Genomic DNA, 23090 nt, shown 5'->3' on the forward strand with positions numbered 1-23090 from the left:
AGGAGTTAGGAGTTAGGAGTTGGGAGTTGGGAAGATTCGTCATTTCAAGCTGTCACCCTGAGCGCAGTCGAAGGGGACAGTTGAGATGTGACAGAGTTTTTTACTTTGAGTATTTACACTTTTGCAATATTCCGGATCATGTTGCCAAAGATGAAAAGGTGGAACGGCAGCACGGAGTACCAATACAATCGCCCCAATAGCCCTTTGGGCCGAAAGGTAGCAGTTTGATAGAGCACACCGTCCTCAATTTTAAACTCCAGCCAAGCTTCGCCTGGGGTTTTCATCTCGGCAAAGAGCAACAGTCGCTTGCTTTTTTTGTCGGCCAAGAGGACTCGCCAAAAGTCTAGCGCATCACCAGGAAAAATTTTATCGGGATGGGTTCGTCCGCGTCGCAGTCCCGGTCCCCCAACTAGCTTGTCCAAAAAACCACGAATTTTCCAAAGCCAATTTCCATAATACCAGCCGTTTGCACCACCAATCCGCCAGATATTCCTAAGGACTTCTTTCTCATTTTGTATGGGAATGGATTTTTTATCCTGCAGCACGCCATATTTGGGTACTTGGATATAATCCTCTAAATCCTTTTTTATTCTGCCACTTGCAATACTGTCCTTCCAACTACTGATAACGAGGTTTTGTTCAATTTTTTTGAAGGCCAAGTCGATGGCTTCTTCGTAACTGTGGGTTTCTATGCCCAGCATTTTTTGTAAACGATTATCCTCGGCAATGACTTCCATTTTCATGCTGTCCACGAGATTCATAGCCAATTTATAGGAGGTCGAGGTCACAAAATAAAGCCAGTAGGAAGACAATTTTGGAGTCATCACGGGAACGGTGAAAATCCAGTTTTTAAACCCACGAACCTTGGCGTAGCCGTGCAACATATCTTTATAAGTAAGAATATCTGGACCGCCAATATCAAAGGATTGACCATACGTTTCTTTGTTGCCCAACACTTCGGTAAGGAACTGAATCACATCGCGAATGGCAATCGGCTGCGTTTTGGTAAGCACCCATTTAGGGGTAATCATGATGGGCAGTTTTTCGCAGAGGTCCCGTATAATTTCAAAAGAAGAGCTTCCAGAGCCTACAATAATCCCAGCACGGAGCACCGTAACATCAAACGGGCCTTTGTATAGAATTTCTTCTACATTTTTTCTGGAACTGAGGTGTTTGGAAAGTTCCTTGTCGTTCACAATACCGCTGAGGTAGATAACCTGTTGGCATTGGGTTTTCCCCAAAATCATATTAAAATTTTTGGCCGCTTGCGCCTCTTTTTCATCAAAATCGGTGACGGATGAGGTCATGGAATGTATCAAGTAGTAGGCGGCATCAATATCCTTGGGGACCTGTTGTTTTTCGGGGTCGTACAAAAAATCAATCTCGACAATATCAATTTTTGAGCGGATTTTAGCATCGACCGAAAGCCGTTTTTCATCCCGAACGGCACAAACTACGCTATGGCCCATATCCAAAAGTTTGGGCAATATGCGCATGCCGATATAGCCATTGGCCCCTGTCAGTAATATTTTCATATATCTTCTAGGTTAGTGGGTAGGTTGTCCGCACGATGGTCCAACAATTTACGGAAGAATCGCTGAATGGATTTGGTATCCGATTTTACTTTTATAAAGTAATGGTCCATATAAATGGAATAGATTCCGATATCACCCTTGTACACGTTCAATTTATAGTAGGGGATGATAAGCCCGTAGGTCTCCAAACGGGAACGGAACCGAACAATGATGCCATTCGGACGAATTTCCACATTACAGGTATTGGTGCTGTTATCCAAAATAAGCAGGTTGTAGATGTCGATACTGGCTTCGGTAATAAAAAGTTTTGGGGAGCCGATACCGCCCATGGCAAAACGCTCTTTTATGGGGATGGGCTTGCCTACGGCATCGTCAATTTTTTTGGTGATTGTTTTATCGTTGTAGGAGACGTTCAAAAGCATATCTAAAATTAGTCAAATTACGGCGGACCGTTTGACCGATGTGTGGGAAAAGCCCAAAAAATGCGTAGTTTTGCGCCCTGAAAAGCCTTTATAGATGAGTTTGCAGAACGATTTGACCCAAAAAGTAATCGAGGCGGTAAAACAACTGTACCAAGTTGACTTGCCCACGGTGGAATTTCAACCTACCCGAAAGGATTTTGAGGGTGATATTACCGTAGTGGTATTCCCTATGTTGCGCCTTGTGAAAGGGAATCCGGTGCAGATTGGGACCAAGATAGGCGAGTACCTGGTTGAGAATGTTGATGAAGTATTGAAGTGCAACGTGGTACAAGGCTTTTTGAACATTCTTATTGCTGATAGCTACTACCTTAATTTCTTCAACGCCATTTTTGAAGAAACCGATTTTGGTTATGTAAAAACCCAGTCGGATGATGCCGTGATGGTGGAATATTCATCTCCAAATACCAACAAACCGTTGCACTTGGGGCATATCCGAAATAATCTTTTGGGCTATTCCGTAGCGGAGATTTTGAAGGCTTCTGGCAAAAAGGTGTACAAAACCCAGATTATTAACGACCGAGGTATCCATATTTGCAAAAGTATGTTGGCCTGGCAGAAATTCGGCGAGGGTGAAACCCCAGAATCTTCCGGTTTAAAAGGGGACCACTTGGTTGGAAAATACTATGTGGCCTTTGATAAAGCCTACAAAGAACAGATAGCCGAATTGGTCGAATCAGGTACACCCAAAGAAAAGGCTGAAAAAGAGGCTCCGATTTTATTGGAGGCCCAAGAAATGCTCCGTAAATGGGAAGCTGGGGATGATGAAGTTGTGGCACTTTGGAAAAAAATGAACGGTTGGGTGTACGAAGGTTTCGATATCACCTACAAGAACTTGGGCGTTGATTTTGATACCCTGTACTACGAGAGCGATACCTATTTGCTGGGTCGGGATGTGGTTAAGGATGGATTGGAACGTGGGGTTTTCTTTAAAAAAGAAGATGGCAGTGTTTGGATTGACTTGACGGATGACGGATTGGATGAAAAAATCGTATTGCGTTCCGATGGCACTGCGGTGTATATGACCCAGGATATCGGTACGGCCATCCAACGGGTAACGGACCATCCAGACATTAACGGAATGGTCTACACGGTGGGTAATGAGCAGGATTATCACTTTAAAGTCTTGTTCCTTATCTTGAAAAAACTGGGCTATTCTTGGGCGGAGCAGTTGTTCCATTTGAGTTATGGCATGGTGGATTTGCCAAGCGGAAAAATGAAGAGTAGGGAAGGTACCGTAGTGGATGCGGACGACCTTATCAAAAATATGGAAGATACCGCCGAATCCATTTCCCAAGAATTGGGCAAATTGGAAGGCTATTCCGGTGAAGAGAAAAAGCAATTGTACCGAACCATAGGTTTGGGAGCGCTTAAATACTATATTTTAAAAGTGGACCCAAAGAAGCGTATCCTCTTCAATCCTGAAGAATCGGTGGATTTTCAGGGAAACACAGGACCATTTATTCAATATACGTACGCAAGGATTCAATCTATTTTGCGTAAGGCAGAGGGTGTTGGGTCGAGCGCAGTCGAGACCTCTCTGGACTTGCACGAAAAGGAGAAAGAGTTATTGAAACAAATTCAATTGTTCCCGGAAACGGTTCAGTTGGCAGCGGAAAACTTTAGTCCGGCATTGATTGCAAACTATACCTACGATTTGGTGAAGGAGTTTAACTCGTTCTATCAACAGGTCTCCATTTTAGGTGAAATTGACGAGCAGAAGAAAAACTTTAGGGTGCAGTTGTCCCAAAAAGTGGGCGAGGTGATTCAATCATCGTTCCGTTTGTTGGGTATTGATGTTCCTGATAGGATGTAGGAACCCTCTCAGTCTCCCTTTTAAAAGGGAGAAGCCTATGGGTTTTGTTTAAAATGTTCAGTAATTTCCGATAATACGGATTCCAGGTTTTCAAACACCATTTTATTCTCAAATCGTATCACGGTATAACCTAGTTCATTTATAACCTGAGTGCGCTTTGCGTCGTATTCTTGGGCTTGAGGTGTATTGTGTACGGCTCCGTCCAATTCTATCACTAATTTTTCTGAAGCACAATAGAAATCAACAATGTAGTTTTTGATGCTATGCTGACGGTTGAAACGTCTACCTCGTAGTTTTTTGGCTTTGAGGTAACGCCATAAAAAAGCTTCGGCGGGGGTTAGGTTCTTTCGTAACTTTTTTCTGTAGTTTTCTAATTCTTTGCGGTTATGGATTCTTTTTTTCATCAATCTCTATATAAAAAGCTCCCCTCTTGGAAAAAGAGGGGTGATTCAGGTTATTGAATCGGGGAGATTGATTCTATAAATCTACAAAATTTAAAAACTCACCCTAAAACTCATATTGGGGGTAATGCCCAGTGAAAAGTTTTCCACGGTCTCGATTTCATTATCTTGGTTGACCCGATAATATTTGTTGAGGCTGTTTCTTCTATTTGTGAAGTTTAAAATGGACAGCCCGGCGTTGGCCCGAATAGTTCTACCAATTTGAAAATTGTATATGGCCGAGGCATCCGCCCTAAAATAGTCAGGTAATCGGCTACTGTTCGGGGCCTGAAAGTTGATTCTGGGCGGGGAGAAGTTCTCATCCAGCCCTTCATCGCCTGGAACAGGTTCGGTAAACGGTTTGCCTGTTCTGTAATTAAGACCAATACTCAGCTTCAAATCCTTATAATTGTAGGTGCTGGCAAAGGTAATGGTGTGCCTTATGTCCAAATTGTTCGGGAATGTTTGTGGTACAATGGAGTCGAAGGTGTAATCATTCTTGTTGTAAGCATAGCTTAACCAAGTACTATAATTATCTCCTTTTTTATTGATGAGCAGTTCCAATCCCTTAACATTGTAGCTTCCTATTTCTCCCGAAAATTGATATTGATTTTGGAATCCTTGCGTGCTGGTGCTGATGCCGTCCACATTTTTATAGAAGCCCTCGACACCCACATAAAAATTGTTTTTTTCGTAATTGATGCCTACCGAGCCTTGCTTGCTCTTGGTCACGGGAAGCGTGTTATCGTTGGAAAGAATCCATCTGCGTTTTTCGATGCCCAAAAAATTTTGTTCCAAATCTATGATTTGGTTGGTGGTCTGGCTTTTGAATTCTCCCAAAACTTCGGCCCTAATATAATTGGCCAATTTAAAGTTCAGGTTGATTCTGGGTTCCACCAAAAGCTGTTGAAAGGTGTTTAGATTATCGATAAAATTGAATCGCGCTCCAATTTCCCCGATGAATTTATTCCCGGGAGAATTGTAATTGAGTTGTGAGTATGGTGCATGGGTTCGGATTACTCCTTTGAGTTCACTTTCAAAACTGGGCTGATTTATGATAGTGGCATTGACAATACCAGTTTCAATATATTGATACCCATTGTTCCAGTTAAAGGAATCATTCAGAATATAGTTGGTATTTAATTTTAAGGCGTTTTCAATCACCTGATTGTTTTGGAACAACTGCTGAACCTGATTATCATAAATATTTTGTGCATCCAAATTGTACTTGGAGTAATACATATTCAGGTGTGTGGAGAATCTATCGGTCCAACTGCTCTGGAGTTGCCCCCCAACGGAAATATTGTCTTGCTTCAATAGGCTGATGTTGGTTTCATCTGCCGTAACATTGGTCTCATCAAATTTCAAATTGTTTTTGATGTGTATGGCACTCAGTCTGATTTTGTGATATTCGTTTAGGTCGTACAGGATTTTTCCAGAAAAATCGTAGAAGAAAAAGTCTTCATCACGTATAAATTCATCATCAACGGTGCTGTTGTTTTGAAGTGTAATCTCACTATCCTGGAAAGCCCGATTGATGAACTGTTTGTATGTGGGTGTCCTCAAAAAATCGGTAGCGGAACGCCTTGCGGAAAACTGAATCCCAAGGTTATGGGTTATGGGAGCCTCGGCGTAGATATCACCACTTATTAAATTAAAACCACCTCCACCATTAAAGGTTTCTGGAATGTTGTTGCCAGTTTCCATCTGAATAACACTGCTAACCCCGTCACCAAAGTTGGCGGGTGTCCCATTTTTATAGATGGTCACTTTATCCGTTTGATAGGGGTTAAAGGCAGATATCAACCCAAAAAAATGCCCGGATTGATACATTTTTATGCCGTTCCAAAGAATAAGGTTTTGGTCGTTGGTACCACCACGAACGTTGATGTCCGATACGGTCTCGTCAATACTTTTTATCCCTGGTAAAGCCTGGACGGTTTGCAGAATGTCAGGTTCAATAAGTCCCGGGAGTATTCCAAACTCTGCGGTGTTCAATGTGATGCTGGCATCCTTTTCTTTTATAATTCCCGAGGTGAGGTATTTGTACACGAACACTTCATCCAATTGCTCGTAATAAGGTGCCAAAAGTATTTTGGGACATCCGCTTTGTTGCAAGAGGGATTCTACCTTTACATATTTGGTCACATAACCCAAGTACCGAATCTGCAGGGACGCGTTTCTAGGAATATTCTCCAGTGAAAAAGAGCCGTTATTGTCCGTTATTTTAGCGGTGCCTGTTCCCAAAACCTCTATTGTGGCGCCAATAACCGTGTTTTCGGCAAAATTATCCAAAACCACACCGCACACATTGATCTGATTTTTGGTGGAGAGGGTGTAATATCGGTCATTGAGTTTTTCTGTTTGAATGCTGAAGGTGTTCTTGATATATTGAAGAATTTCTTCTAGGGTATTTAGGTTTTCTGGAATTTTGATGGAAAGACCATCCAAATCCTCATCTAGATAGGAGAACTTGACATTAAAACGATTCTCTATATTTTTTATGTATGAAATAAGGGATTGTTGTTCTTCCTGTGCATTGATGTTGCCTACCAGAAAAAACAAAACACCGAGGACGAGGCCTATATGCTTATTGTTGTGTGTTCTCAGCATAAAAAAGTACGTTGTCTCCGTCTATTTTAAAACGTGTTTGGGAGGGGGCACTTATACTTTTTAACGCCATTTTTAGGTCTGTGTTGTTAAAAGACCCTGTAAATAAAAGATTTGTATCAATATTTTCAATGCTGACCTGGATGTTGAACTGTCTTTCCAGCTCGGCAAAAACATATTTTAAAGGAATACTTTCAAAACTACTTTCGTTGTTCATCCAAGAGGGAAAAGAACCATTAGGTGTTCCTGTACTCACAACTTTTCCATCGATTACGAGGAATGAATTTCCTGCGGGCAGTTTTAATTCTTTATTGTTATGGGTAACGCTTACCAATCCTTCGTAGCAGGTTACTTCAAAAAAGCCTTTTCTGTTTTCCACATTGAACTGTGTTCCCAATACGCTAACTGTTCCATGGTCGGTAGAAACGGTGAATTTTTTTCCTTTGGCTACTTTAAAGAAAGCTTCGCCTTGTAAATCAATGTTTCGATTTTTGTCCCAACCTTTCTCGCTGTATGAGATTTGGGAACCGGCATTCAAAAATATTTCGGAATCATCGGGAAGCACAACTTCGGAGCGTTCTGCAAATTCTGTGGTTACATTTTCGTCCAAAGTATTTATGTAGAAGTATGAACCAGCAAGTAGAACAGCAATGACTGCAGCCACCCTAAGGAATTTCTTGAACGGGTTCAGGGAAATTACCTTTGGCGCATTGTCGATGTACTCATCTTTTAGGCGTTGCAATGCTTGGTCGGCATCGAATTCGGGAGCTACCAACCTACTAGAAACATCCTTTAGCTTTTGGTACGAGGCATACGCTTCGGAGCCTTTAAATTCCCGAAGCTCATCCTCTGAAAGCTCTCCGCTCAGCCATTTTGCCAAATAATTTTCTTGCATGGGTTCTATGCTTTACGTTATACAAACAACTAGTTTTTAAAATACCCTACTTAAAATTCAAAATAAATTCTATAGCTAAATGCCATCAATATGTTCCCGTAAACTTTTGAGGGCCAAATGCATTCGTTTTTCAATGGCTTTTACGCTCACCTCCTCCATTTCTGCAATTTCTGCATATTTTTTACCATCGATTCGGTTCAGTAAAAATGTGGTCCGTTGATTTTCGGGTAGGGCATTAAGCGCATTGTCCAATTTTTCCTTGTATTCTTGTTCCTCCATTAAAAATTCTGGAGATTCGTTGGTTCTATCCTTTACAAGGCTGTCGGCATGTTTCAACCTTACCTTTTCAGCCTTTATCACATTTAAATAAAGGTTGTTGGCTACTGTGTAAACATAGGATTTTGCTTTCTCCGGACTCACTTTTGCACAGTTCTGCCATAATTTTACAAATGCTTCTTGTACGGCATCGTTGGCTTTTTCCTCATTGCCGAACTTATAGAATATATAGTTAAAGACCGTTTTGGAGTGGGCCTTGAAAACTTTACTGAAAATTTGCTCTTCACAAACGTTGCTCATTGAAGATGGTTTGATTAGGGAATCAAATATATTTGAAAAATATTAAGGAAAAGTAGGGTTTTTTTTTTGAGAATTGTTTAGTGGTAAAGAATAACCCCAAAAAATCAATAGTTATGAAGAAGCTGATTGACAATGTGATGCGTGTTGTGCTCATGGTGTCTGTTATTGGGTTGTATTCCTGTCAAGAAGAATATGAAGATGTCGGGGGCAGTGACGAGGAACAAACCATTGCGGCCCAATCTGATATTGCTGGTTTAATTCAACAAACCTCCTCCCAAGATGGTTCTTATGACAATATTGTGGACGGAGCCAGTTGTTTTGCCATTCAGTTTCCATATACCGTAAATGCAAATGGGGTTGAGATCAGCATCAATTCCAAAAGTGATCTTGAAAAAATTGAAGAAGTCTTTGATGCTACCATTGAGGGAAATAATATCCTAGAAATAGTTTTTCCCGTCACAATAACATTTGCGGATTATAGCCAAATCACTATTGAAAATAAGGGAGAACTTGTGGTTAGGGCCCGTGAGTGCATTGAAGGCGGCGGGGATGACGATATCGAGTGTGTTGATTTCGTATATCCCATAACCTTGTTCACCTTTGTGATTGATGTACAACAGAGTTCCGAAATCCAAATTGAAACCGATTTAGATATGTACCGTGTATTTTCGGAGTTGGAAGACAATCGATTGGTCAGTTTCCAGTACCCTATTACACTAACAAAACATGACGGTACTGAAGTTGTCATTGAAAACAATGCCGATTTGATAGCAACTTTGGAATTGGAAAAAAATGAATGTGATGAGGATGACGATAATGATTTTGGCGATGACGATTTTTCCGAAGCCGAGCTGGACCAATATTTATTGGCCTGCCCATTACAGGTAAAACAGGTAATCCGCAACCAAATGGACAACAGTGAACAATACCTGGAACATTTAATGGTATTTAGAGAAGATGGTTCTGTTGTTTTTTCCACATTTACGGCAAATGAGATAACAGGGGCCTGGAATACAAGTATGTCAAATGGAGCAGTGAACTTAAGTCTAGAATTTGAAAATTTTACCGACTTTTCATCAGAATGGCAGGTGTATAAACTTGAGGAAGAACTTATAAAGTTGTACAAAGACGATGGCAATAAAATTCTACTCGAAAGAAGATGCGATATATAGATCACAATGATTAATTCTGAATTGAAAAGTTTTCGAAGCTTAGATTGGTCAATTCTACAATAAGAAATAAAAATTTTCCCCATTCTTTTTCCAAAAGAAGGACGGCCCACCCCAAAGCCGTCCTTTTTCTTTTATATTATTACTAAATTTGTCCCTCTTTAAAACAAAGAACATATGTTCGATAATTTAAGTGAAAAGCTAGATAAAGCATTCCACGTCCTAAAAGGACATGGTCAGATTACTGAAATCAATGTTGCGGAGACCCTGAAGGAAGTTAGAAGAGCTTTGTTGGATGCTGACGTAAACTTTAAGATAGCTAAGGAATTTACCAATACGGTAAAAGAAAAGGCACTGGGTCAAAACGTTTTGACCACCCTTCAGCCAGGCCAGCTCATGGTAAAACTGGTGAAGGATGAGCTTACCGAACTCATGGGCGGCGATGCCGAGGAAATCGACCTATCGGGCAATCCTTCGGTTATCTTGATGTCCGGTCTTCAAGGTTCGGGTAAAACCACCTTTTCCGGTAAATTGGCCAATTACCTCAAAAACAAAAAAACAAAGAAACCACTTTTGGTAGCCTGTGATGTGTATCGTCCTGCGGCGATAGACCAGTTGCATGTGGTAGGAGACCAAATTGGCGTAGAGGTGTATTCCGATAGGGATAACAACGACCCTGTTGCCATTGCCAAAGCAGGTATTGCCCATGCCAAAAGTACAGGTTGCAACGTTGTGATTATCGATACCGCCGGTCGTTTGGCCGTGGACGAGCAGATGATGGATGAAATCTCCAACATCCACAAAGCCATTGAGCCACAAGAAACCTTGTTTGTGGTGGATTCCATGACGGGTCAAGATGCCGTGAATACTGCAAAGGCGTTTAACGATGTCCTTAATTTTGATGGGGTAATCCTCACCAAGTTGGATGGTGATACCCGAGGTGGTGCTGCGATTTCCATTAAATCCGTAGTGGACAAGCCCATTAAATTTATCGGTACAGGCGAGAAAATGGAGGCTATTGATGTATTCCACCCATCCCGTATGGCCGACCGTATCTTGGGGATGGGAGACGTGGTGTCCTTGGTGGAGCGTGCCCAAGAACAGTTCGATGAAGAGCAGGCGCGTAAGATTCAAAAGAAAATTGCCAAGAACAAGTTCGGGTTCGATGACTTCTTGAGCCAAATACAGCAAATCAAGAAAATGGGGAACATGAAGGACCTCATGGGAATGATTCCAGGCGCTGGAAAGGCCTTGAAGGGATTGGATATAGATGACGATGCCTTCAAGCACATCGAGGCCATCATCCATTCCATGACCCCCGAAGAACGATCTACACCGGCCATGTTGAATGCGAGCCGTAAAAAAAGAATTGCTGCAGGTAGCGGAACTTCCATTCAAGAAGTGAACCAGTTGCTCAAACAATTCGACCAAATGAGCAAAATGATGAAGATGATGCAAGGCGGCGGAGGCAAAAAGATGATGCAGATGATGCAGAATATGAGATAACTTTATTTAAAAGGCCAGAACTAAATACCAACACAACCCATGGAAATCCTTGACGGAAAAAAAATATCGAACCAAATTAAAGAAGAGATCACCGTTGAGGTGGCCCAAATGAAAGAACGGGGAGAAAAAGTCCCTCATTTGGCCGCTGTCTTGGTGGGTAACGATGGTGCCAGTCTTACCTATGTGGGAAGTAAGGTGCGATCCTGCAAAAAAATAGGTTTTGAATCCACCTTGATCCATCTTCCCGAAGAGACCACCGAAGAGGAATTGCTTAAGCAAGTACACCAATTGAACAATGATCCGGCAATTGACGGGTATATTGTTCAGCTTCCTTTGCCCAAACATATTGATGAGGAAAAGGTATTGATGGCAGTAGATCCAGATAAGGATGTGGATGGATTCCACCCAACCAATTTTGGAAAAATGGCTTTGGATATGGAAACCTTTATCTCTGCTACCCCTTTTGGAATAATGGAACTTTTGAAAAGGTATAGCGTGGAGACCGAAGGAAAACACACCGTTGTAATAGGGAGAAGCCACATCGTGGGCCGACCTATTAGTATCTTGATGAGTCAAAAAGGGAAACCCGGAAACTCCACAGTGACTTTGGCACACAGTAGAACCCAGAACTTAAAGGAATTGACACTTCAAGCTGATATCGTGATATCTGCTTTGGGGGTTCCAAGGTTCTTAAAGGCCGACATGGTAAAAGAAGGTGTCACCATCATAGATGTTGGAATCACTCGGGTTGCCGATGACACCAAAGAAAAAGGATACTACATCACAGGTGACGTGGATTTTGATAACGTCAGCAAAAAAGCTTCCTTTATCACACCCGTACCTGGCGGAGTAGGGCCAATGACGATAGCAATGTTGCTCAAGAATACCTTATTGGCACGAGAGCGCCATAATAACTAGTTTAGTTTTTCTGTTCGGTTTTTAAGGCCATTTGTTGCTCCTCATCAGGATTTAGGTGTTCAAATTCCGTTTCACCTTCATCGTTGGTGCAGCTGGATACGGCCATAGCTGAAAAAACAAGGGTTACCAATAGTAAAATTGTCTTCATAGTAATAGGATTTGGGTACGGCTTGGTAGCCTAATTGGTACACTTATAACGAATTACCCTTCAAATTCTTGTTTTTGTCATCAAAATATCGATAACTTACCTCTTGCTAAACAAGGCATTATGGCTCAAACAGCAAGAAACAAGGCAGCTTGGGTGGTATTCATCTTTCTGGCCATAGGTATAGGTCTATATCCTTTGGCATATCTATTTGCTTCCGATGATTTTGGTGTATTGTTGAGCAAGTCACCGGATTTACGTAGTAATGTCGTTTGGAAGATGGCGTTTTATGGCCACATTAGTTTTGGTGGAATAGCGCTTTTGGTAGGTTGGTCCCAGTTCTTGAAAAGGTTAAGGGCCAAACGTTTGCAATTGCATCGCAATCTAGGAAAAATCTATGTGGTTTCTGCTTTGACCAGTGGATTATGCGGAATTTATCTTGGATTTTTCGCCACAGGTGGTATCATTCCAGCCATTGGTTTTATAAGTCTCGGGATTATTTGGGTCTTTACCACGACTAGAGCTTATGTCGCCATCAAAAAGAAGGACCTTTCACTTCATCAAGGTATGATGATTTACAGTTATGCGGCTTGTTTTGCAGCGGTGACTTTGCGTATATGGCTGCCTTTGCTCACCATTGTTTTTGGTGAATTTTTATTGGCCTATAAAATAGTGGCTTGGCTTTGTTGGGTTCCGAATATGGTCTTTGCTATGCTTTGGGTACGCAAAAAAGGTTTGAACCTTGCCTAAACCTATTTGGCGAACAACTGTCCCATGTCCTTAAAAGCTTTGAACTCTAGGGCGTTTCCTGCCGGGTCCAAAAAGAACATCGTGGCCTGCTCACCAGGCTCTCCCTTAAATCGGATGTAAGGCTCAATTACAAAATCAATTCCCTTTTCAATGAGTTCCTTGGAAAATGTTTGGAAGGTATCCCAAGGTAAGACCACACCGTAATGTGGAACGGGCACATTTTTACCATCAACAGGATTGGTGTGGGTTTCTTCTTCTGATTTTGGTTTGTAATGAATCACAAATTGATGTCCGAAAAAATCGAAATCCACCCATTGCTCGGCACTTCTACCTTCCTTGCAACCAAGAACTTCACGGTAAAATATCCGGCATTCTTCAAGGTTGTGAACCGGAACGGCAACATGAAAGGGAGTTATTTTTTGCATGGTCTATTTTTTCTGAAAATTAGGACAACTTTATCAAGCTTCCAAAAATGATATGATTTGATTGTTCACATCGTCTTGGTGCATGGAATGCCCCAGTCCTTCGGTGCTGACCAATCGGCTACCTTTCCAATTTTTATTGACGGCGACAGAGGCATGGTATGGAGTAATCAGGTCGTGCTTATCATGGAATAGCAGTCCTTTTTTACTGATGGACTGTGCAAACTTGGATGTGGAAAATTCATCGATTTTGAACCCGAAACGATTCAATACATAATCATCCAAGTGTTTCATTACCCTATTGTTGAACTTTAAAATGTTCTGAAAATGCTCTATGATTTCATGGAATTCTGAGGGTGAGCCAATAGTGACCATTTTTTCCACATGTTCGCTCGGGTTTTTATATTGATTGTAAAGAATCGTCATACCGCCAACAGAATGCCCGATAAGGTGTTTTGGATTATATTTTTTTACCATATGGTTGACGGCTTCTTCATACAGTGGAACGTACAAATGCTTTCCAGAAGAATAGCCATGTGAAGGTGCATCAAAAGCAATAATGTTAAAATTGGCCTCCCTAAGTTTCTTGATAAGGTTACGCCATCTAAATGTGTTGCTTTCCCATCCATGTACCAACAGAACGGTTTCCCCATTTCCCGGCCAGTGGTAGGATTGCACTTTGTGCCCTGCAACTTCCTCTGTGGTTAATTTGAAATCGTCCAAAAATGCGGCCTGTTCAGGCTTTATTTTGCCCTTGCGCACTGTGCAAAAAACATGAAATGCATTGTCGGCCACCTTTTTTGGAGCAATAAGGCTATAAACATTGAAATATTGTCCGTAGGCCCGAGGAACTATTTTATTGATAAGTTTTTTCATGAGGTTACTTTTTGTAACTTACTCTTAATATGATACTAAAAGTACATATTCCTTTTAGAAAAGAAAAGAAGTGGCGAATCCAAAACCAAGTATATCTATGGAAACTATTACTGAAAATCAGAAGGTTAGAACCGTAAAAAAATTGGAAAAAATGTTTGGTCATATTGATTTAAAGAATCCTCCCGAGCTATGCCCCGTTCGAGATGTAATGTCCGTGGCTTCTGACCAATGGAGTGTTTTGATATTGTTATGGCTGGGGTACTTTCCCGTACTCAGGTTCAATAAGCTCAAGAAATATGTCTATGGCATATCCAACAAAGTATTGAGCCAGCGCCTAAAAGTACTGGAAGCCGATGGTTACATTCAACGGGAAGCATATCCCGAAGTGCCCATCCGGGTTGAGTACAGTCTTACCGAATTTGGACAATCCTATGTGGAAAAACTACTGGACTTGGCCGAATGGATGCACGACAACAGTCCAAAAGTATTGGCCAACCGTGAAAAATTCGGATTATTGTAGTATTGGGAGGTTATTCCCAGCCTACCATTAAATATTTAATTTTGGCATCGTCGGGAATCTGCACTGCTTCAATATTAGACATTGAAAAGCGTAAATTTTCAGGTAGTTCTTCCTTGTCGATTGTAAAGTAAAGGTTGCTTCCCTTTGGGAAAATCACGATACTTTTCAAGGTGGTTACGATTTTCTTGATATCATATTTGTTCTGGATATCCTTAAACGTACTTTTTAGTCCAATCCCTTTTTCTGAAACATATCTGGGGTCCATGATCCTAACATTTTCAATGCTGGGTACACTATCTGTGTTCACGGTAAGGGTCAAAAGATGTTTGCCCCCTTTCTCAAAAATTTCGAATTTTTTAGGTGAGGCACCCAAATCTATTTGCACTTGATCGCCAACGACCGAATCTTTTGCAAAAGTGGCTTCCAGTTCATTTGCCTTGGTGTCCTGTGTCAAAGGTCCAACACTGGTCTCCGTAATCAAAAAAGTAGTATTTTTTTGGCAAGAGTGGATTAGTACTATCCCAAAAATCAGTGCAATTGCTATGCTTGTTTTTTTCATATAAAAATTATCGAATCACTTTTTTTAATACCCCTAAAACACCTCTTATAAATGTTGCACTGGTCAAAACTTTGACCACTGGGTTCATTCGGGTACTGGTGCGGCCTGATGATTTTCGGCCCGTTGATTTTTCTTCTTTTTCCTTTTCTGCCTCTTTTTCGGCTCTTTCTATTTTTTCCGTTAAGATTTCGTAAGCACTTTCACGGTCAATTTCTTCATTATATTTTTTTATCAATTTGGAGTTGTCCAGCACATCCTTGATTTCCGAGTCGCTTAAAATATCCATGCGGCTCATCGGGGCTCGCATCATGGTGGCTGCCAACGGAGTAGGGCGCCCCTTTTCATCCAAAGCAGAGACCAGGGCTTCCCCTGTTCCCAACGAGGTCAGCACCTCTGCGGTATCATAAAATTCGGTTATGGGATAGTTCTGTGCCGTTAGTTTTATTGCCTTGCGGTCCTTAGCAGTGAATGCGCGCAGTGCGTGCTGTATTTTTAGCCCCAATTGTGCCAAAACCTCGTCCGGCACATCAGTTGGGTTTTGTGTAACGAAATAGAGTCCAATTCCTTTGGAACGAATCAATTTAACGATGCTTTCAATTTGGTCCAAAAGTGCTTTACTGGCATTATCAAAAATTAGATGGGCTTCATCAATAAACAAGACCAGCTCAGGACGGTCGCTATCTCCTTGTTCCGGGAAAGTGGCATAGATTTCGGCCAAAAGGCTCAACATAAATGTCGAGAACAATTTAGGACGGTCATTTATATCCGTCAAACGGATGATGTTCACATAACCCCGCCCGTTTTCATCGATACGCGTTAGATCATCTACGTCAAAGGATTTTTCTCCAAAGAAAAGGTCCGCACCTTGTTGTTCCAGTTCAATTACCTTTCTCAATATGGTGCCAGTAGAACTGGTAGAGATACGGCCGTAAGCTTTTTGGAACTCATCCTTTCCTTCGCCAGTAGCATATTGCAACACCTTTTTAAAGTCTTTCAGGTCCAAAAGGGGAAGCTTATTGTCATCGCAATATTTGAATATTACGGCAACAATACCTTCTTGTGTTACGCTAAGGTCCAAAATTCTTGACAGTAATACGGGACCAAACTCCGAAACCGTGGCACGCAGGCGAACCCCACCTTGTTCGGAGAGCGACAGGATTTCTACAGGGAATCCTTTGGCTTCGAATGGTAAACCTATTTTTTCTTGGCGCTCATCTATTTTAGCATGGCCAGGGCTTGGCTGCGCAATACCGCTCAAGTCTCCTTTTAGGTCCATGAGCAACACGGGAATCCCTTTGTCAGATAGGTTTTCTGCCAAAACTTGTAGTGTCTTGGTCTTTCCCGTACCCGTTGCTCCGGCAATCAGCCCGTGGCGGTTCATCGTTTTCAAGGGAACCTTAACAAAGGCATTGGTCAAAGTCTCACCATCCAGCATTCCTGCTCCAACAGTAATGTAGTCGCCCTTCATGGCGTATCCTTGTTCTAAATGCTCGAAGAATTTTTCTTTGTTGCCCATTGCATCCAATTTGCGATAAAAATAGGGTAATTTTAAGCAAAACTAAAAATGAGATTATGAAACCTATGCGATGTGCAATCTGGACCGTTTTGTTGACTTGCTTTGTGGCAACCACTTATGCGCAAGAATCCACTGAAGTTATTTTTTATAAATCGCACGAGCCCAAAAAGCAAAATGCGCCATTTAGTGATGTAGTACAAGCGGGCAATATGTACTTTTTGGCGGGACAGATAGGCATGGACCAGAAAACTCGAACCTTGGTCGAAGGAGGGGTTCAAGCAGAAACCGAGCAAGCCATTAAAAATATTGAGGATGTTTTGGCCCAGCATAGCTTAACCTTGGACAACGTGGTGAAGTGTACTGTAATATTATCGGATATATCCGACTTTGCAGCCTTTAACGAGGTTTATACCCAATTTTTTACAAAGAAACCGGCAAGGACCACCTTTGCAGCTAGCGGACTTGCGGCCAATGCCCATATAGAGATAGATGTTATTGCTGTAAAGTAGGTGAAACCACCGAAGTGGATTATCTTTGCACCATGGTAGAAGAAAACGTGATGGATTTGGTGGAAAAGGGCTTGATGCTGCCCCTGATGGAAGAATTTTATACCATTCAAGGGGAAGGGTTTCACAAGGGAACAGCCGCTTACTTTATTAGGGTAGGGGGTTGTGATGTGGGTTGCCATTGGTGCGATGTAAAGGAAAGTTGGAATGCCGAGACACATCCACCCACGGCAATCGATAGTATTGTGGCCAATGCCGAGAAATATTCCGATACCATTGTGATTACCGGCGGAGAACCGCTCACATGGGATATGGGGCCCCTCACCCAAGGTCTGAAGGCAAAGAATATGAAAATCCATATCGAAACTTCAGGGGCGTACCCTTTGACGGGTGTTTGGGATTGGATTTGCCTATCACCCAAAAAGAACAAACTTCCCGAAGGCGAGATTTATAAAAAAGCGCACGAGCTTAAGGTGATTGTGTACAACAAGCACGACTTTATTTTTGCAGAGGAACAAGCAGCCCAAGTAGGAGAAGATTGTATTCTTTACCTACAGCCGGAATGGAGCGTCCGGGATAAAATGGTTCCGTTGATAGTGGATTATGTGATGAAACATCCCAAGTGGAAAGTTTCCCTACAGACACATAAGTATTTAAATATTCCTTAAACGGACGTTAGCGTCCCCCGTATTTTTGAAGATCTAGAAGACATTCGGCGTCCAAATCTGGAATTGAGGCCAAGCCTTTGGATGTATTTTTTTCCATCTGCTTGAGCAAGGATGCACCAAACTGCAATTCGGCGCGCATCAAACAGCCATCTACGTTGCAATGATTTTCTGTCTCTGTATCCTCATGGTCGTTTACCGATTCTGTGGAAAGGTTCACCAATCCGAACAAATGGCCAAATTCATGTAGTATAGTAGCTGTTTCAATCTCTTCGGTACTTACAGCAGTGCTACTGCTGGCCATATCTTTAATGGTGGATTCATAAATAACCATAGAGGTGTTTCTGTACACCGCTCCCAAAGTCACCAAGCCTTCGCTTTCATCGTCGCTTTCCGAAGGAGCATCTGCAAAATATATGTGGATTGCCAGTGTTGAGCCACTGTTGTACTCATCCCTATTTTCATTTTCCAGTTCAACCACTTCTTCTAGTGTTAGGCTTTCTTCGCCTGGAGAGGCGACTGCAGAATAGGTAAATTCAATGTTTTCTTTGTAAGTGCGTGCTCTTAAAAATTCTTCAAAGTTGGCAATGGCTCCGGCAGTAGGGGCAAAACCGGTCACATAATCTATTTCTATCAAGAGTCTGTCAAAAGTATCATTGGAAAGGAAGTCCCGGGCAGATGCTCCGGTGGTCAACCGATTTCCGGCCATTAGGTTGGTGTTGGTTTCTGGCGAGGATACATCGGCATCCTTGGAACAACTTATCAGTAATCCAAAACTACAAAGGGCAAAAAGGACAATTTTTTTCATGATCAACTAATATACAATAGAACGTTCCATATAGGGAACTAGTATTCTTTTAACGTGAGTTTGGCCAAATAGTCGTAATGTTCGCCCGAAATTATAAGCTCACAATTAAAACCGTTCGACTCACAAGCATTCTGTAACGTATTTATATCTACGTAAACCCAGTCAAAAGGGTTGCTTTTTTGGTTTTTATACTCCATTTCAAATTCGACTTCACCGTAATACGTGCCATCATCTGGAATCCAATAGCCACCATCATCATCTTGCTCAAACATGTAGACAATATCACTGGAATCCAATAGAATTTGTCCATTAGGTCGCAATAATGAAGCCAAATGCGTCAAAAATTGGCTTAAATTCTTCAGTTTGCCTGCCAGGCCTATTCCGTTCATCAACAACAGTAAGGTATCATACTTTTCTGTTGAATAGTCCAGAACGTTGTTCAATACAGTCGATTTAATTCCTCTATCCTTGCATACGGCAATAGCGCCTTCGGAATTGTCCAACGCCGTTACATCTATTCCTTTCTCCTGTAAATATAGCGAGTGGCTTCCCGCTCCGGCCCCAATATCCAAGACTTTGCCCCGAGCTAGTTTTAGAGCTTTCTGCTCAATTTTGGGCATTTCATCAAACGTTCGGAACAAATAAGGCACAGGGATTACATCTTCCTCATCCAAGGAGGAAAATGTTTTTATGTCCTCTGTATACCGGCCATTTTGATAATCTTCCAGGGCCATTCCAAAAACATCTGCCATAGCTTTGGTTTGTTTCTGCAAAGGTGGGACTTTAATTGCTTGGAAAGGTTTAAAATGGATAAGTTTGTGCATTATGGAAGAAATACTCAGGGATTTACCGCAAAAGGCCAGGGAGAAGCATTCGGAGAACAAAAAGTTTTTCGCCAAGCTAAAAAAGCGTCCGCCAAAGGACCTCGACTATACCATGCAAGAACTGCACGAGGCCGAGTTTGAACGAACGGATTGCCTTACTTGCGCCAACTGTTGCAAAACTACTGGTCCGCTGTTCACCAATGCCGATGTGGAACGAATCGCCAAACATTTTAGGATGAAACCATCCCAATTCATCGATGAATTTTTGCGGGTGGATGAAGAGAACGATTATGTGCTGCAAAGCGTTCCCTGCACCTTTTTGGGAGCCGATAATTACTGTTCCATTTATGATGTCCGTCCCAAAGCCTGTCGCGAGTTTCCACATACGGACAGAAAAAAGTTCCAGCAGATTTCCAATCTTACCTTAAAAAATGTAGCCATTTGCCCGGCAGCTTTTAACATTGTCGAGGAGATGAAAAAGTCGATAAAATTTTAATGATTTGCTATATTTGAAGGAATGGAGCAATTGATTTCTTATTTTGAGACCATCCCTTCTTTGCACCGAAGCTTGATTTTGGTGGGGGGCATCACTTTTTTCTGGGTTTTGGAAGGAATTGTGCCCTTGTTCAATGTGCCCTATAAAAAATGGCGGCACTCGGTTCCCAATTTCTTTTTTACGTTGACCACGATCATAGTGAATTTTCCGTTGGCGTTTTTATTGTTGAAATCTTCGGACTGGGCGGTGGAAAACCAATTTGGGATCATCAACTGGCTGCCCGAAATGCCTTTGTGGCTATACGTTGTTCTTGGTGTGATGCTCTTGGACCTTATCGGGGCCTACGCCGCACATTGGGTGGAACATAAGGTGAAACCGTTGTGGATGGTTCACTTGGTGCACCATTCCGATCATAATGTGGATACCACTACGGCAAACAGGCATCATCCACTCGAAAGTTTGATAAGGTATTCGTTCACTTTGGCGGGTGTTGTAATCGTTGGGGCGCCCATCGGTATTATTATGCTCTACCAAAGTCTATCGGTCGTGTTTTCACAGTTCAACCATGCCAATATAAGTTTGCCCAAAAAAGTGGATAAAGCCATCAGTTGGTTCATTGTTAGTCCCGATATGCACAAAGTGCACCATCACTATCAATTGCCCTATACAGATTCCAACTACGGAAATATCTTTTCCATTTGGGACCGTATGTTTGGCACCTATATGTATTTGGATTCAAAGGATATCGTATACGGTGTGGATACCTTTCCCGACGAAAAGGAGAACAGTAGCATTAAGGGATTGCTAAAGCAACCTTTCCATAAATACAGAAGACCGACTACCGAGGGGTAGGATGTCTCGAAAAAGTCGGAAGTCAGAGGTCGGAAGTCAGAGGTCAGTTGGCAGTTTACAATGAACAATAGACAATTAACAGTTATCAATGAGGAATATGCAATTAACGGTGGCTGTTAATCAGTTGGCAGTGGGCAGTCAACAACAAACAATAAACAGGTCACAATTGTCAGTTCGAGCGCAGTCGAGAACCCTTTCCTAAAGACCAACCATCGAACCATCCAACAATCGGATAAGAATGTCCCTTCGACTCCGCTCAGGGCCTAGTTCAGAATGCAATAATCAGTAGGCGGTTAACAATTAACAGTGGCCAACAATCGAACTTTCTAGCCATCCAATGATCCAACTGTTATTTTCCCTTAACCCTTAACCCTTAACCCTTAACCCTTAACCCTTAACCCTCAACCCTCAACCCTCAACCCTTCACCCTCCACCTTTTACCCTTTCACCCAAACCTCCATCAACCCAAACCCATCATCCGTCAACTCAAATGGGGCATACGTCAATTGGTGGTCCAAAACCTTGTGGAAACTCCCGAATTTGGCAAGAATATATAATCCATAAAACAAAAAAATTATGAAAAAGCTACTTTTTTCAATATTGGCCTTGGCCATGTTCTGGTCCTGCGGAAAGGACGATAGCTCGGACACACCACCGGCATCCAGCAAACCAACAATATCCAGTTTTGCACCGAAAACGGGCCCAGAGGGCACCGAGGTGACCATTACGGGAACCAATTTCTCCACCACCAAAGCGGACAATACGGTCAAGTTTGGCGGAACAGCCGCCACCGTTAGTGCTGCCACCGCCACCCAGCTCAAGGTAGTTGTGCCTACCGGGGCAACAACGGGCAAGATTTCCGTGGCCGTGGATGGCGAGACCGCTACCAGTACCGATAGCTTTACGGTAAGCACAGAAACGCTGAACCAGGCCCCCGAAATGACAGATCAGAACTTTTCCATATTGGAGAACCATGTTGCTGGTGAAAGTATGGGCGCTATTGAGGCCGCCGATGCGGATGGTGATGCCCTGACCTTTGAACTCACCGAAAATGACAATGACCTGTTCGCCGTTTTTGAAAGCGGTGTACTCACCTTGGCAGAGGGAAAAACGTTGGATTACGAGACCGCGACCTCCCACAGCATTACCGTAAGCGTTACCGATGGCAAGGAGAGCGTGGAAGCCACCATTACCATCACTGTTGAGGACGTGAACGAAAACATGGCAGATGATCCTAACTCCTTTATCACCACTTGGGAAACTGAGGCCGATGGGGAAGAGATAGGATTTTATATTTCTGATTATTACGAATACAACTTTACTGTGGACTGGGGAGATGGTACCATTGAAGCCATTGACACCACTGATACTTTTCCAATAGACGGGGCAGTAGTCCATACCTATGCTAGTGCAGGAGCTTACACTGTGGCTGTTCAAGGGATATTACCACATATTTATATAATTAATGGCAGCAAACTAATGAGCATAGACCAATGGGGCAGCATAGAGTGGCAATCTTTCTTCAAGACTTTTAGTAACGGTAAGAATATGATGTACAATGCCGAGGATGTTCCAGATATGTCCAATGTTAAAAGTATGCAAGAGATGTTTTTAAACGCAGGGGCTTTTAATGCAGACCTTAACGGTTGGAACACATCAAATGTTGAGATTATGCTTGATGTGTTCAGAGGAGCCACCTCCTTTAACGGGGATATTAGTAGTTGGGATACTGGAAATGTAATTGATATGTCCAGAATGTTTTTTGGAGCTACCTCTTTTAATGGAGATTTAAGCGGTTGGGACACTTCCAATGTGACCTTTATGCCAGCTATGTTCTATGAAGCTGCCTCCTTTGATCAGAGCTTGGGCGCTTGGGACATTAGTAGTGTGACGAGTATGGCTGATATGCTCACCAATACCGCAATGAGTACAGATAATTATGAAAACACTTTAATAGGTTGGTTTGTAGTGGACCCAGATGAGACACAAGTGCCACCGAACATTAAATTAGGTGCGGATGGCGTAACTTATTGTAGCCCCATTGGTAAGAATACGTTGATCAGCCAGTATGGATGGACTATCCTTGATGATGGTCTAGATCCTAATTGTCCGTAATTTTTTCATAGCAATTTTGTTTTTAAAGATACCGGGAGGGCCAAGTGCTTTTCCGGTTTTTTCTTTTTTTAAGGTCAGAGGTCAGAGGTCAG

24 protein-coding genes are annotated in these 23090 nt (G+C 42.2%); 11 read left to right on the forward strand and 13 right to left on the reverse strand.

The annotated features are described in order from the left end of the window. Nucleotides 1–113: 113 nt before the first annotated feature. Nucleotides 114–1535: an SDR family oxidoreductase gene (locus DCK90_RS15115; RefSeq protein WP_108247050.1), complete on the reverse strand. Its 1422-nt coding sequence runs from the start codon at nt 1533–1535 to the stop codon at nt 114–116. Then, complete coding sequence (locus DCK90_RS15120) at nt 1532–1957, reverse strand: hypothetical protein (protein WP_108247051.1); 426 nt, start codon at nt 1955–1957, stop codon at nt 1532–1534. The genes DCK90_RS15115 and DCK90_RS15120 overlap by 4 nt, the downstream gene beginning before the upstream one ends. A gap of 94 nt (nt 1958–2051) precedes the next feature. On the opposite strand from DCK90_RS15120, the gene argS reads away from it, so the two are divergent. Continuing rightward, on the forward strand, nt 2052–3830 hold the full coding sequence (argS, locus tag DCK90_RS15125) for an arginine--tRNA ligase (RefSeq protein ID WP_108247052.1): 1779 nt from the start codon (nt 2052–2054) through the stop codon (nt 3828–3830). Nucleotides 3831–3865: 35 nt separating this feature from the next. Here the strand turns inward: argS and DCK90_RS15130 are convergent, their stop codons facing one another. From DCK90_RS15130 to DCK90_RS15145, 4 genes are all read right to left on the reverse strand, one after another. After that, complete coding sequence (locus tag DCK90_RS15130) at nt 3866–4234, reverse strand: endonuclease domain-containing protein (RefSeq protein WP_108247053.1); 369 nt, start codon at nt 4232–4234, stop codon at nt 3866–3868. A gap of 90 nt (nt 4235–4324) precedes the next feature. Next, complete coding sequence (locus tag DCK90_RS15135) at nt 4325–6883, reverse strand: TonB-dependent receptor (RefSeq protein ID WP_108247054.1); 2559 nt, start codon at nt 6881–6883, stop codon at nt 4325–4327. After that, on the reverse strand, nt 6861–7775 hold the full coding sequence (locus tag DCK90_RS15140) for a FecR family protein (RefSeq protein ID WP_108247055.1): 915 nt from the start codon (nt 7773–7775) through the stop codon (nt 6861–6863). Before DCK90_RS15140 ends, DCK90_RS15135 begins: the two co-directional genes overlap by 23 nt. Nucleotides 7776–7850: 75 nt before the next feature. Further along, the gene (locus DCK90_RS15145) at nt 7851–8351 is read right to left on the reverse strand and encodes an RNA polymerase sigma factor (protein ID WP_108247056.1); all 501 of its coding nucleotides are present in this window, start codon (nt 8349–8351) and stop codon (nt 7851–7853) included. Nucleotides 8352–8464: 113 nt separating this feature from the next. On the opposite strand from DCK90_RS15145, the gene DCK90_RS15150 reads away from it, so the two are divergent. From DCK90_RS15150 to folD, 3 genes are all read left to right on the forward strand, one after another. Next, nucleotides 8465–9523: a hypothetical protein gene (locus DCK90_RS15150; protein ID WP_159075858.1), complete on the forward strand. Its 1059-nt coding sequence runs from the start codon at nt 8465–8467 to the stop codon at nt 9521–9523. 174 nt (nt 9524–9697) lie between these two features. After that, nucleotides 9698–11026 carry a signal recognition particle protein gene (ffh, locus tag DCK90_RS15155; protein ID WP_108247058.1) on the forward strand — a complete coding sequence of 443 codons (1329 nt, stop codon included), beginning with the start codon at nt 9698–9700 and terminating at the stop codon, nt 11024–11026. Between the two features lie 39 nt (nt 11027–11065). Beyond that, nucleotides 11066–11944 carry a bifunctional methylenetetrahydrofolate dehydrogenase/methenyltetrahydrofolate cyclohydrolase FolD gene (gene folD / locus DCK90_RS15160; protein WP_108247059.1) on the forward strand — a complete coding sequence of 293 codons (879 nt, stop codon included), beginning with the start codon at nt 11066–11068 and terminating at the stop codon, nt 11942–11944. 1 nt (nt 11945) lies between these two features. Here folD and DCK90_RS17025 read toward each other — a convergent pair whose 3' ends face one another. Beyond that, the gene (locus DCK90_RS17025; RefSeq protein WP_159075859.1) at nt 11946–12092 is read right to left on the reverse strand and encodes a hypothetical protein; all 147 of its coding nucleotides are present in this window, start codon (nt 12090–12092) and stop codon (nt 11946–11948) included. 120 nt (nt 12093–12212) lie between these two features. On the opposite strand from DCK90_RS17025, the gene DCK90_RS15165 reads away from it, so the two are divergent. After that, the gene (locus DCK90_RS15165; protein ID WP_108247060.1) at nt 12213–12839 is read left to right on the forward strand and encodes a DUF2306 domain-containing protein; all 627 of its coding nucleotides are present in this window, start codon (nt 12213–12215) and stop codon (nt 12837–12839) included. 2 nt (nt 12840–12841) lie between these two features. Here the strand turns inward: DCK90_RS15165 and DCK90_RS17030 are convergent, their stop codons facing one another. Then, nucleotides 12842–13264, reverse strand: a complete 423-nt coding sequence (locus DCK90_RS17030) for a VOC family protein (protein WP_159075860.1) — start codon at nt 13262–13264, stop codon at nt 12842–12844. A gap of 33 nt (nt 13265–13297) precedes the next feature. Continuing rightward, nucleotides 13298–14137, reverse strand: a complete 840-nt coding sequence (locus DCK90_RS15175) for an alpha/beta fold hydrolase (protein ID WP_108247062.1) — start codon at nt 14135–14137, stop codon at nt 13298–13300. Nucleotides 14138–14234: 97 nt separating this feature from the next. On the opposite strand from DCK90_RS15175, the gene DCK90_RS15180 reads away from it, so the two are divergent. Beyond that, entirely contained in the window at nt 14235–14657 is a 423-nt protein-coding gene (locus DCK90_RS15180) for a winged helix-turn-helix transcriptional regulator (protein ID WP_108247071.1), read from the forward strand. Between the two features lie 10 nt (nt 14658–14667). Here the strand turns inward: DCK90_RS15180 and DCK90_RS15185 are convergent, their stop codons facing one another. Beyond that, a complete protein-coding gene (locus tag DCK90_RS15185) occupies nt 14668–15216 on the reverse strand; it encodes a hypothetical protein (protein WP_108247063.1) in 549 nt (182 codons plus the stop codon). Nucleotides 15217–15223: 7 nt separating this feature from the next. Beyond that, entirely contained in the window at nt 15224–16732 is a 1509-nt protein-coding gene (locus DCK90_RS15190; protein ID WP_108247064.1) for a helicase HerA-like domain-containing protein, read from the reverse strand. Between the two features lie 56 nt (nt 16733–16788). On the opposite strand from DCK90_RS15190, the gene DCK90_RS15195 reads away from it, so the two are divergent. Both DCK90_RS15195 and DCK90_RS15200 read left to right on the forward strand, forming a co-directional pair. Continuing rightward, complete coding sequence (locus DCK90_RS15195; RefSeq protein WP_108247065.1) at nt 16789–17241, forward strand: RidA family protein; 453 nt, start codon at nt 16789–16791, stop codon at nt 17239–17241. A 32-nt stretch (nt 17242–17273) separates the two neighbouring features. Next, nucleotides 17274–17906 (forward strand): 7-carboxy-7-deazaguanine synthase QueE, encoded by a 633-nt coding sequence (locus tag DCK90_RS15200; RefSeq protein ID WP_108247066.1) that lies wholly within the window; start codon nt 17274–17276, stop codon nt 17904–17906. 7 nt (nt 17907–17913) lie between these two features. Here DCK90_RS15200 and DCK90_RS15205 read toward each other — a convergent pair whose 3' ends face one another. Next, on the reverse strand, nt 17914–18711 hold the full coding sequence (locus DCK90_RS15205) for a hypothetical protein (RefSeq protein WP_108247067.1): 798 nt from the start codon (nt 18709–18711) through the stop codon (nt 17914–17916). 38 nt (nt 18712–18749) lie between these two features. After that, complete coding sequence (locus DCK90_RS15210; protein WP_108247072.1) at nt 18750–19463, reverse strand: class I SAM-dependent methyltransferase; 714 nt, start codon at nt 19461–19463, stop codon at nt 18750–18752. A gap of 73 nt (nt 19464–19536) precedes the next feature. Here DCK90_RS15210 and DCK90_RS15215 point away from each other — a divergent pair, with 73 nt between their 5' ends. From DCK90_RS15215 to DCK90_RS15225, 3 genes are all read left to right on the forward strand, one after another. Then, nucleotides 19537–20031 (forward strand): YkgJ family cysteine cluster protein, encoded by a 495-nt coding sequence (locus DCK90_RS15215; RefSeq protein WP_108247068.1) that lies wholly within the window; start codon nt 19537–19539, stop codon nt 20029–20031. A 21-nt stretch (nt 20032–20052) separates the two neighbouring features. Next, on the forward strand, nt 20053–20883 hold the full coding sequence (locus DCK90_RS15220; RefSeq protein WP_108247069.1) for a sterol desaturase family protein: 831 nt from the start codon (nt 20053–20055) through the stop codon (nt 20881–20883). 576 nt (nt 20884–21459) lie between these two features. Next, a complete protein-coding gene (locus DCK90_RS15225; protein ID WP_108247070.1) occupies nt 21460–22998 on the forward strand; it encodes a BspA family leucine-rich repeat surface protein in 1539 nt (512 codons plus the stop codon). Nucleotides 22999–23090 lie beyond the last annotated feature (92 nt).

Origin of the sequence: Muricauda brasiliensis, from assembly GCF_003057865.1 — a bacterium.
Taxonomy (GTDB): domain Bacteria; phylum Bacteroidota; class Bacteroidia; order Flavobacteriales; family Flavobacteriaceae; genus Flagellimonas; species Flagellimonas chongwuensis.

Coding starts and splice junctions, on each gene's coding strand:
- DCK90_RS15115 (WP_108247050.1), bottom strand. CDS start 1,535: ATGAAAATATTACTGACAGGGGCCAATGGCTATATCGGCATGCGCATA.
- DCK90_RS15120 (WP_108247051.1), bottom strand. CDS start 1,957: ATGCTTTTGAACGTCTCCTACAACGATAAAACAATCACCAAAAAAATT.
- argS (WP_108247052.1), top strand. CDS start 2,052: ATGAGTTTGCAGAACGATTTGACCCAAAAAGTAATCGAGGCGGTAAAA.
- DCK90_RS15130 (WP_108247053.1), bottom strand. CDS start 4,234: ATGAAAAAAAGAATCCATAACCGCAAAGAATTAGAAAACTACAGAAAA.
- DCK90_RS15135 (WP_108247054.1), bottom strand. CDS start 6,883: ATGCTGAGAACACACAACAATAAGCATATAGGCCTCGTCCTCGGTGTT.
- DCK90_RS15140 (WP_108247055.1), bottom strand. CDS start 7,775: ATGCAAGAAAATTATTTGGCAAAATGGCTGAGCGGAGAGCTTTCAGAG.
- DCK90_RS15145 (WP_108247056.1), bottom strand. CDS start 8,351: ATGAGCAACGTTTGTGAAGAGCAAATTTTCAGTAAAGTTTTCAAGGCC.
- DCK90_RS15150 (WP_159075858.1), top strand. CDS start 8,465: ATGAAGAAGCTGATTGACAATGTGATGCGTGTTGTGCTCATGGTGTCT.
- ffh (WP_108247058.1), top strand. CDS start 9,698: ATGTTCGATAATTTAAGTGAAAAGCTAGATAAAGCATTCCACGTCCTA.
- folD (WP_108247059.1), top strand. CDS start 11,066: ATGGAAATCCTTGACGGAAAAAAAATATCGAACCAAATTAAAGAAGAG.
- DCK90_RS17025 (WP_159075859.1), bottom strand. CDS start 12,092: ATGAAGACAATTTTACTATTGGTAACCCTTGTTTTTTCAGCTATGGCC.
- DCK90_RS15165 (WP_108247060.1), top strand. CDS start 12,213: ATGGCTCAAACAGCAAGAAACAAGGCAGCTTGGGTGGTATTCATCTTT.
- DCK90_RS17030 (WP_159075860.1), bottom strand. CDS start 13,264: ATGCAAAAAATAACTCCCTTTCATGTTGCCGTTCCGGTTCACAACCTT.
- DCK90_RS15175 (WP_108247062.1), bottom strand. CDS start 14,137: ATGAAAAAACTTATCAATAAAATAGTTCCTCGGGCCTACGGACAATAT.
- DCK90_RS15180 (WP_108247071.1), top strand. CDS start 14,235: ATGGAAACTATTACTGAAAATCAGAAGGTTAGAACCGTAAAAAAATTG.
- DCK90_RS15185 (WP_108247063.1), bottom strand. CDS start 15,216: ATGAAAAAAACAAGCATAGCAATTGCACTGATTTTTGGGATAGTACTA.
- DCK90_RS15190 (WP_108247064.1), bottom strand. CDS start 16,732: ATGGGCAACAAAGAAAAATTCTTCGAGCATTTAGAACAAGGATACGCC.
- DCK90_RS15195 (WP_108247065.1), top strand. CDS start 16,789: ATGAAACCTATGCGATGTGCAATCTGGACCGTTTTGTTGACTTGCTTT.
- DCK90_RS15200 (WP_108247066.1), top strand. CDS start 17,274: ATGGTAGAAGAAAACGTGATGGATTTGGTGGAAAAGGGCTTGATGCTG.
- DCK90_RS15205 (WP_108247067.1), bottom strand. CDS start 18,711: ATGAAAAAAATTGTCCTTTTTGCCCTTTGTAGTTTTGGATTACTGATA.
- DCK90_RS15210 (WP_108247072.1), bottom strand. CDS start 19,463: ATGGCAGATGTTTTTGGAATGGCCCTGGAAGATTATCAAAATGGCCGG.
- DCK90_RS15215 (WP_108247068.1), top strand. CDS start 19,537: ATGGAAGAAATACTCAGGGATTTACCGCAAAAGGCCAGGGAGAAGCAT.
- DCK90_RS15220 (WP_108247069.1), top strand. CDS start 20,053: ATGGAGCAATTGATTTCTTATTTTGAGACCATCCCTTCTTTGCACCGA.
- DCK90_RS15225 (WP_108247070.1), top strand. CDS start 21,460: ATGAAAAAGCTACTTTTTTCAATATTGGCCTTGGCCATGTTCTGGTCC.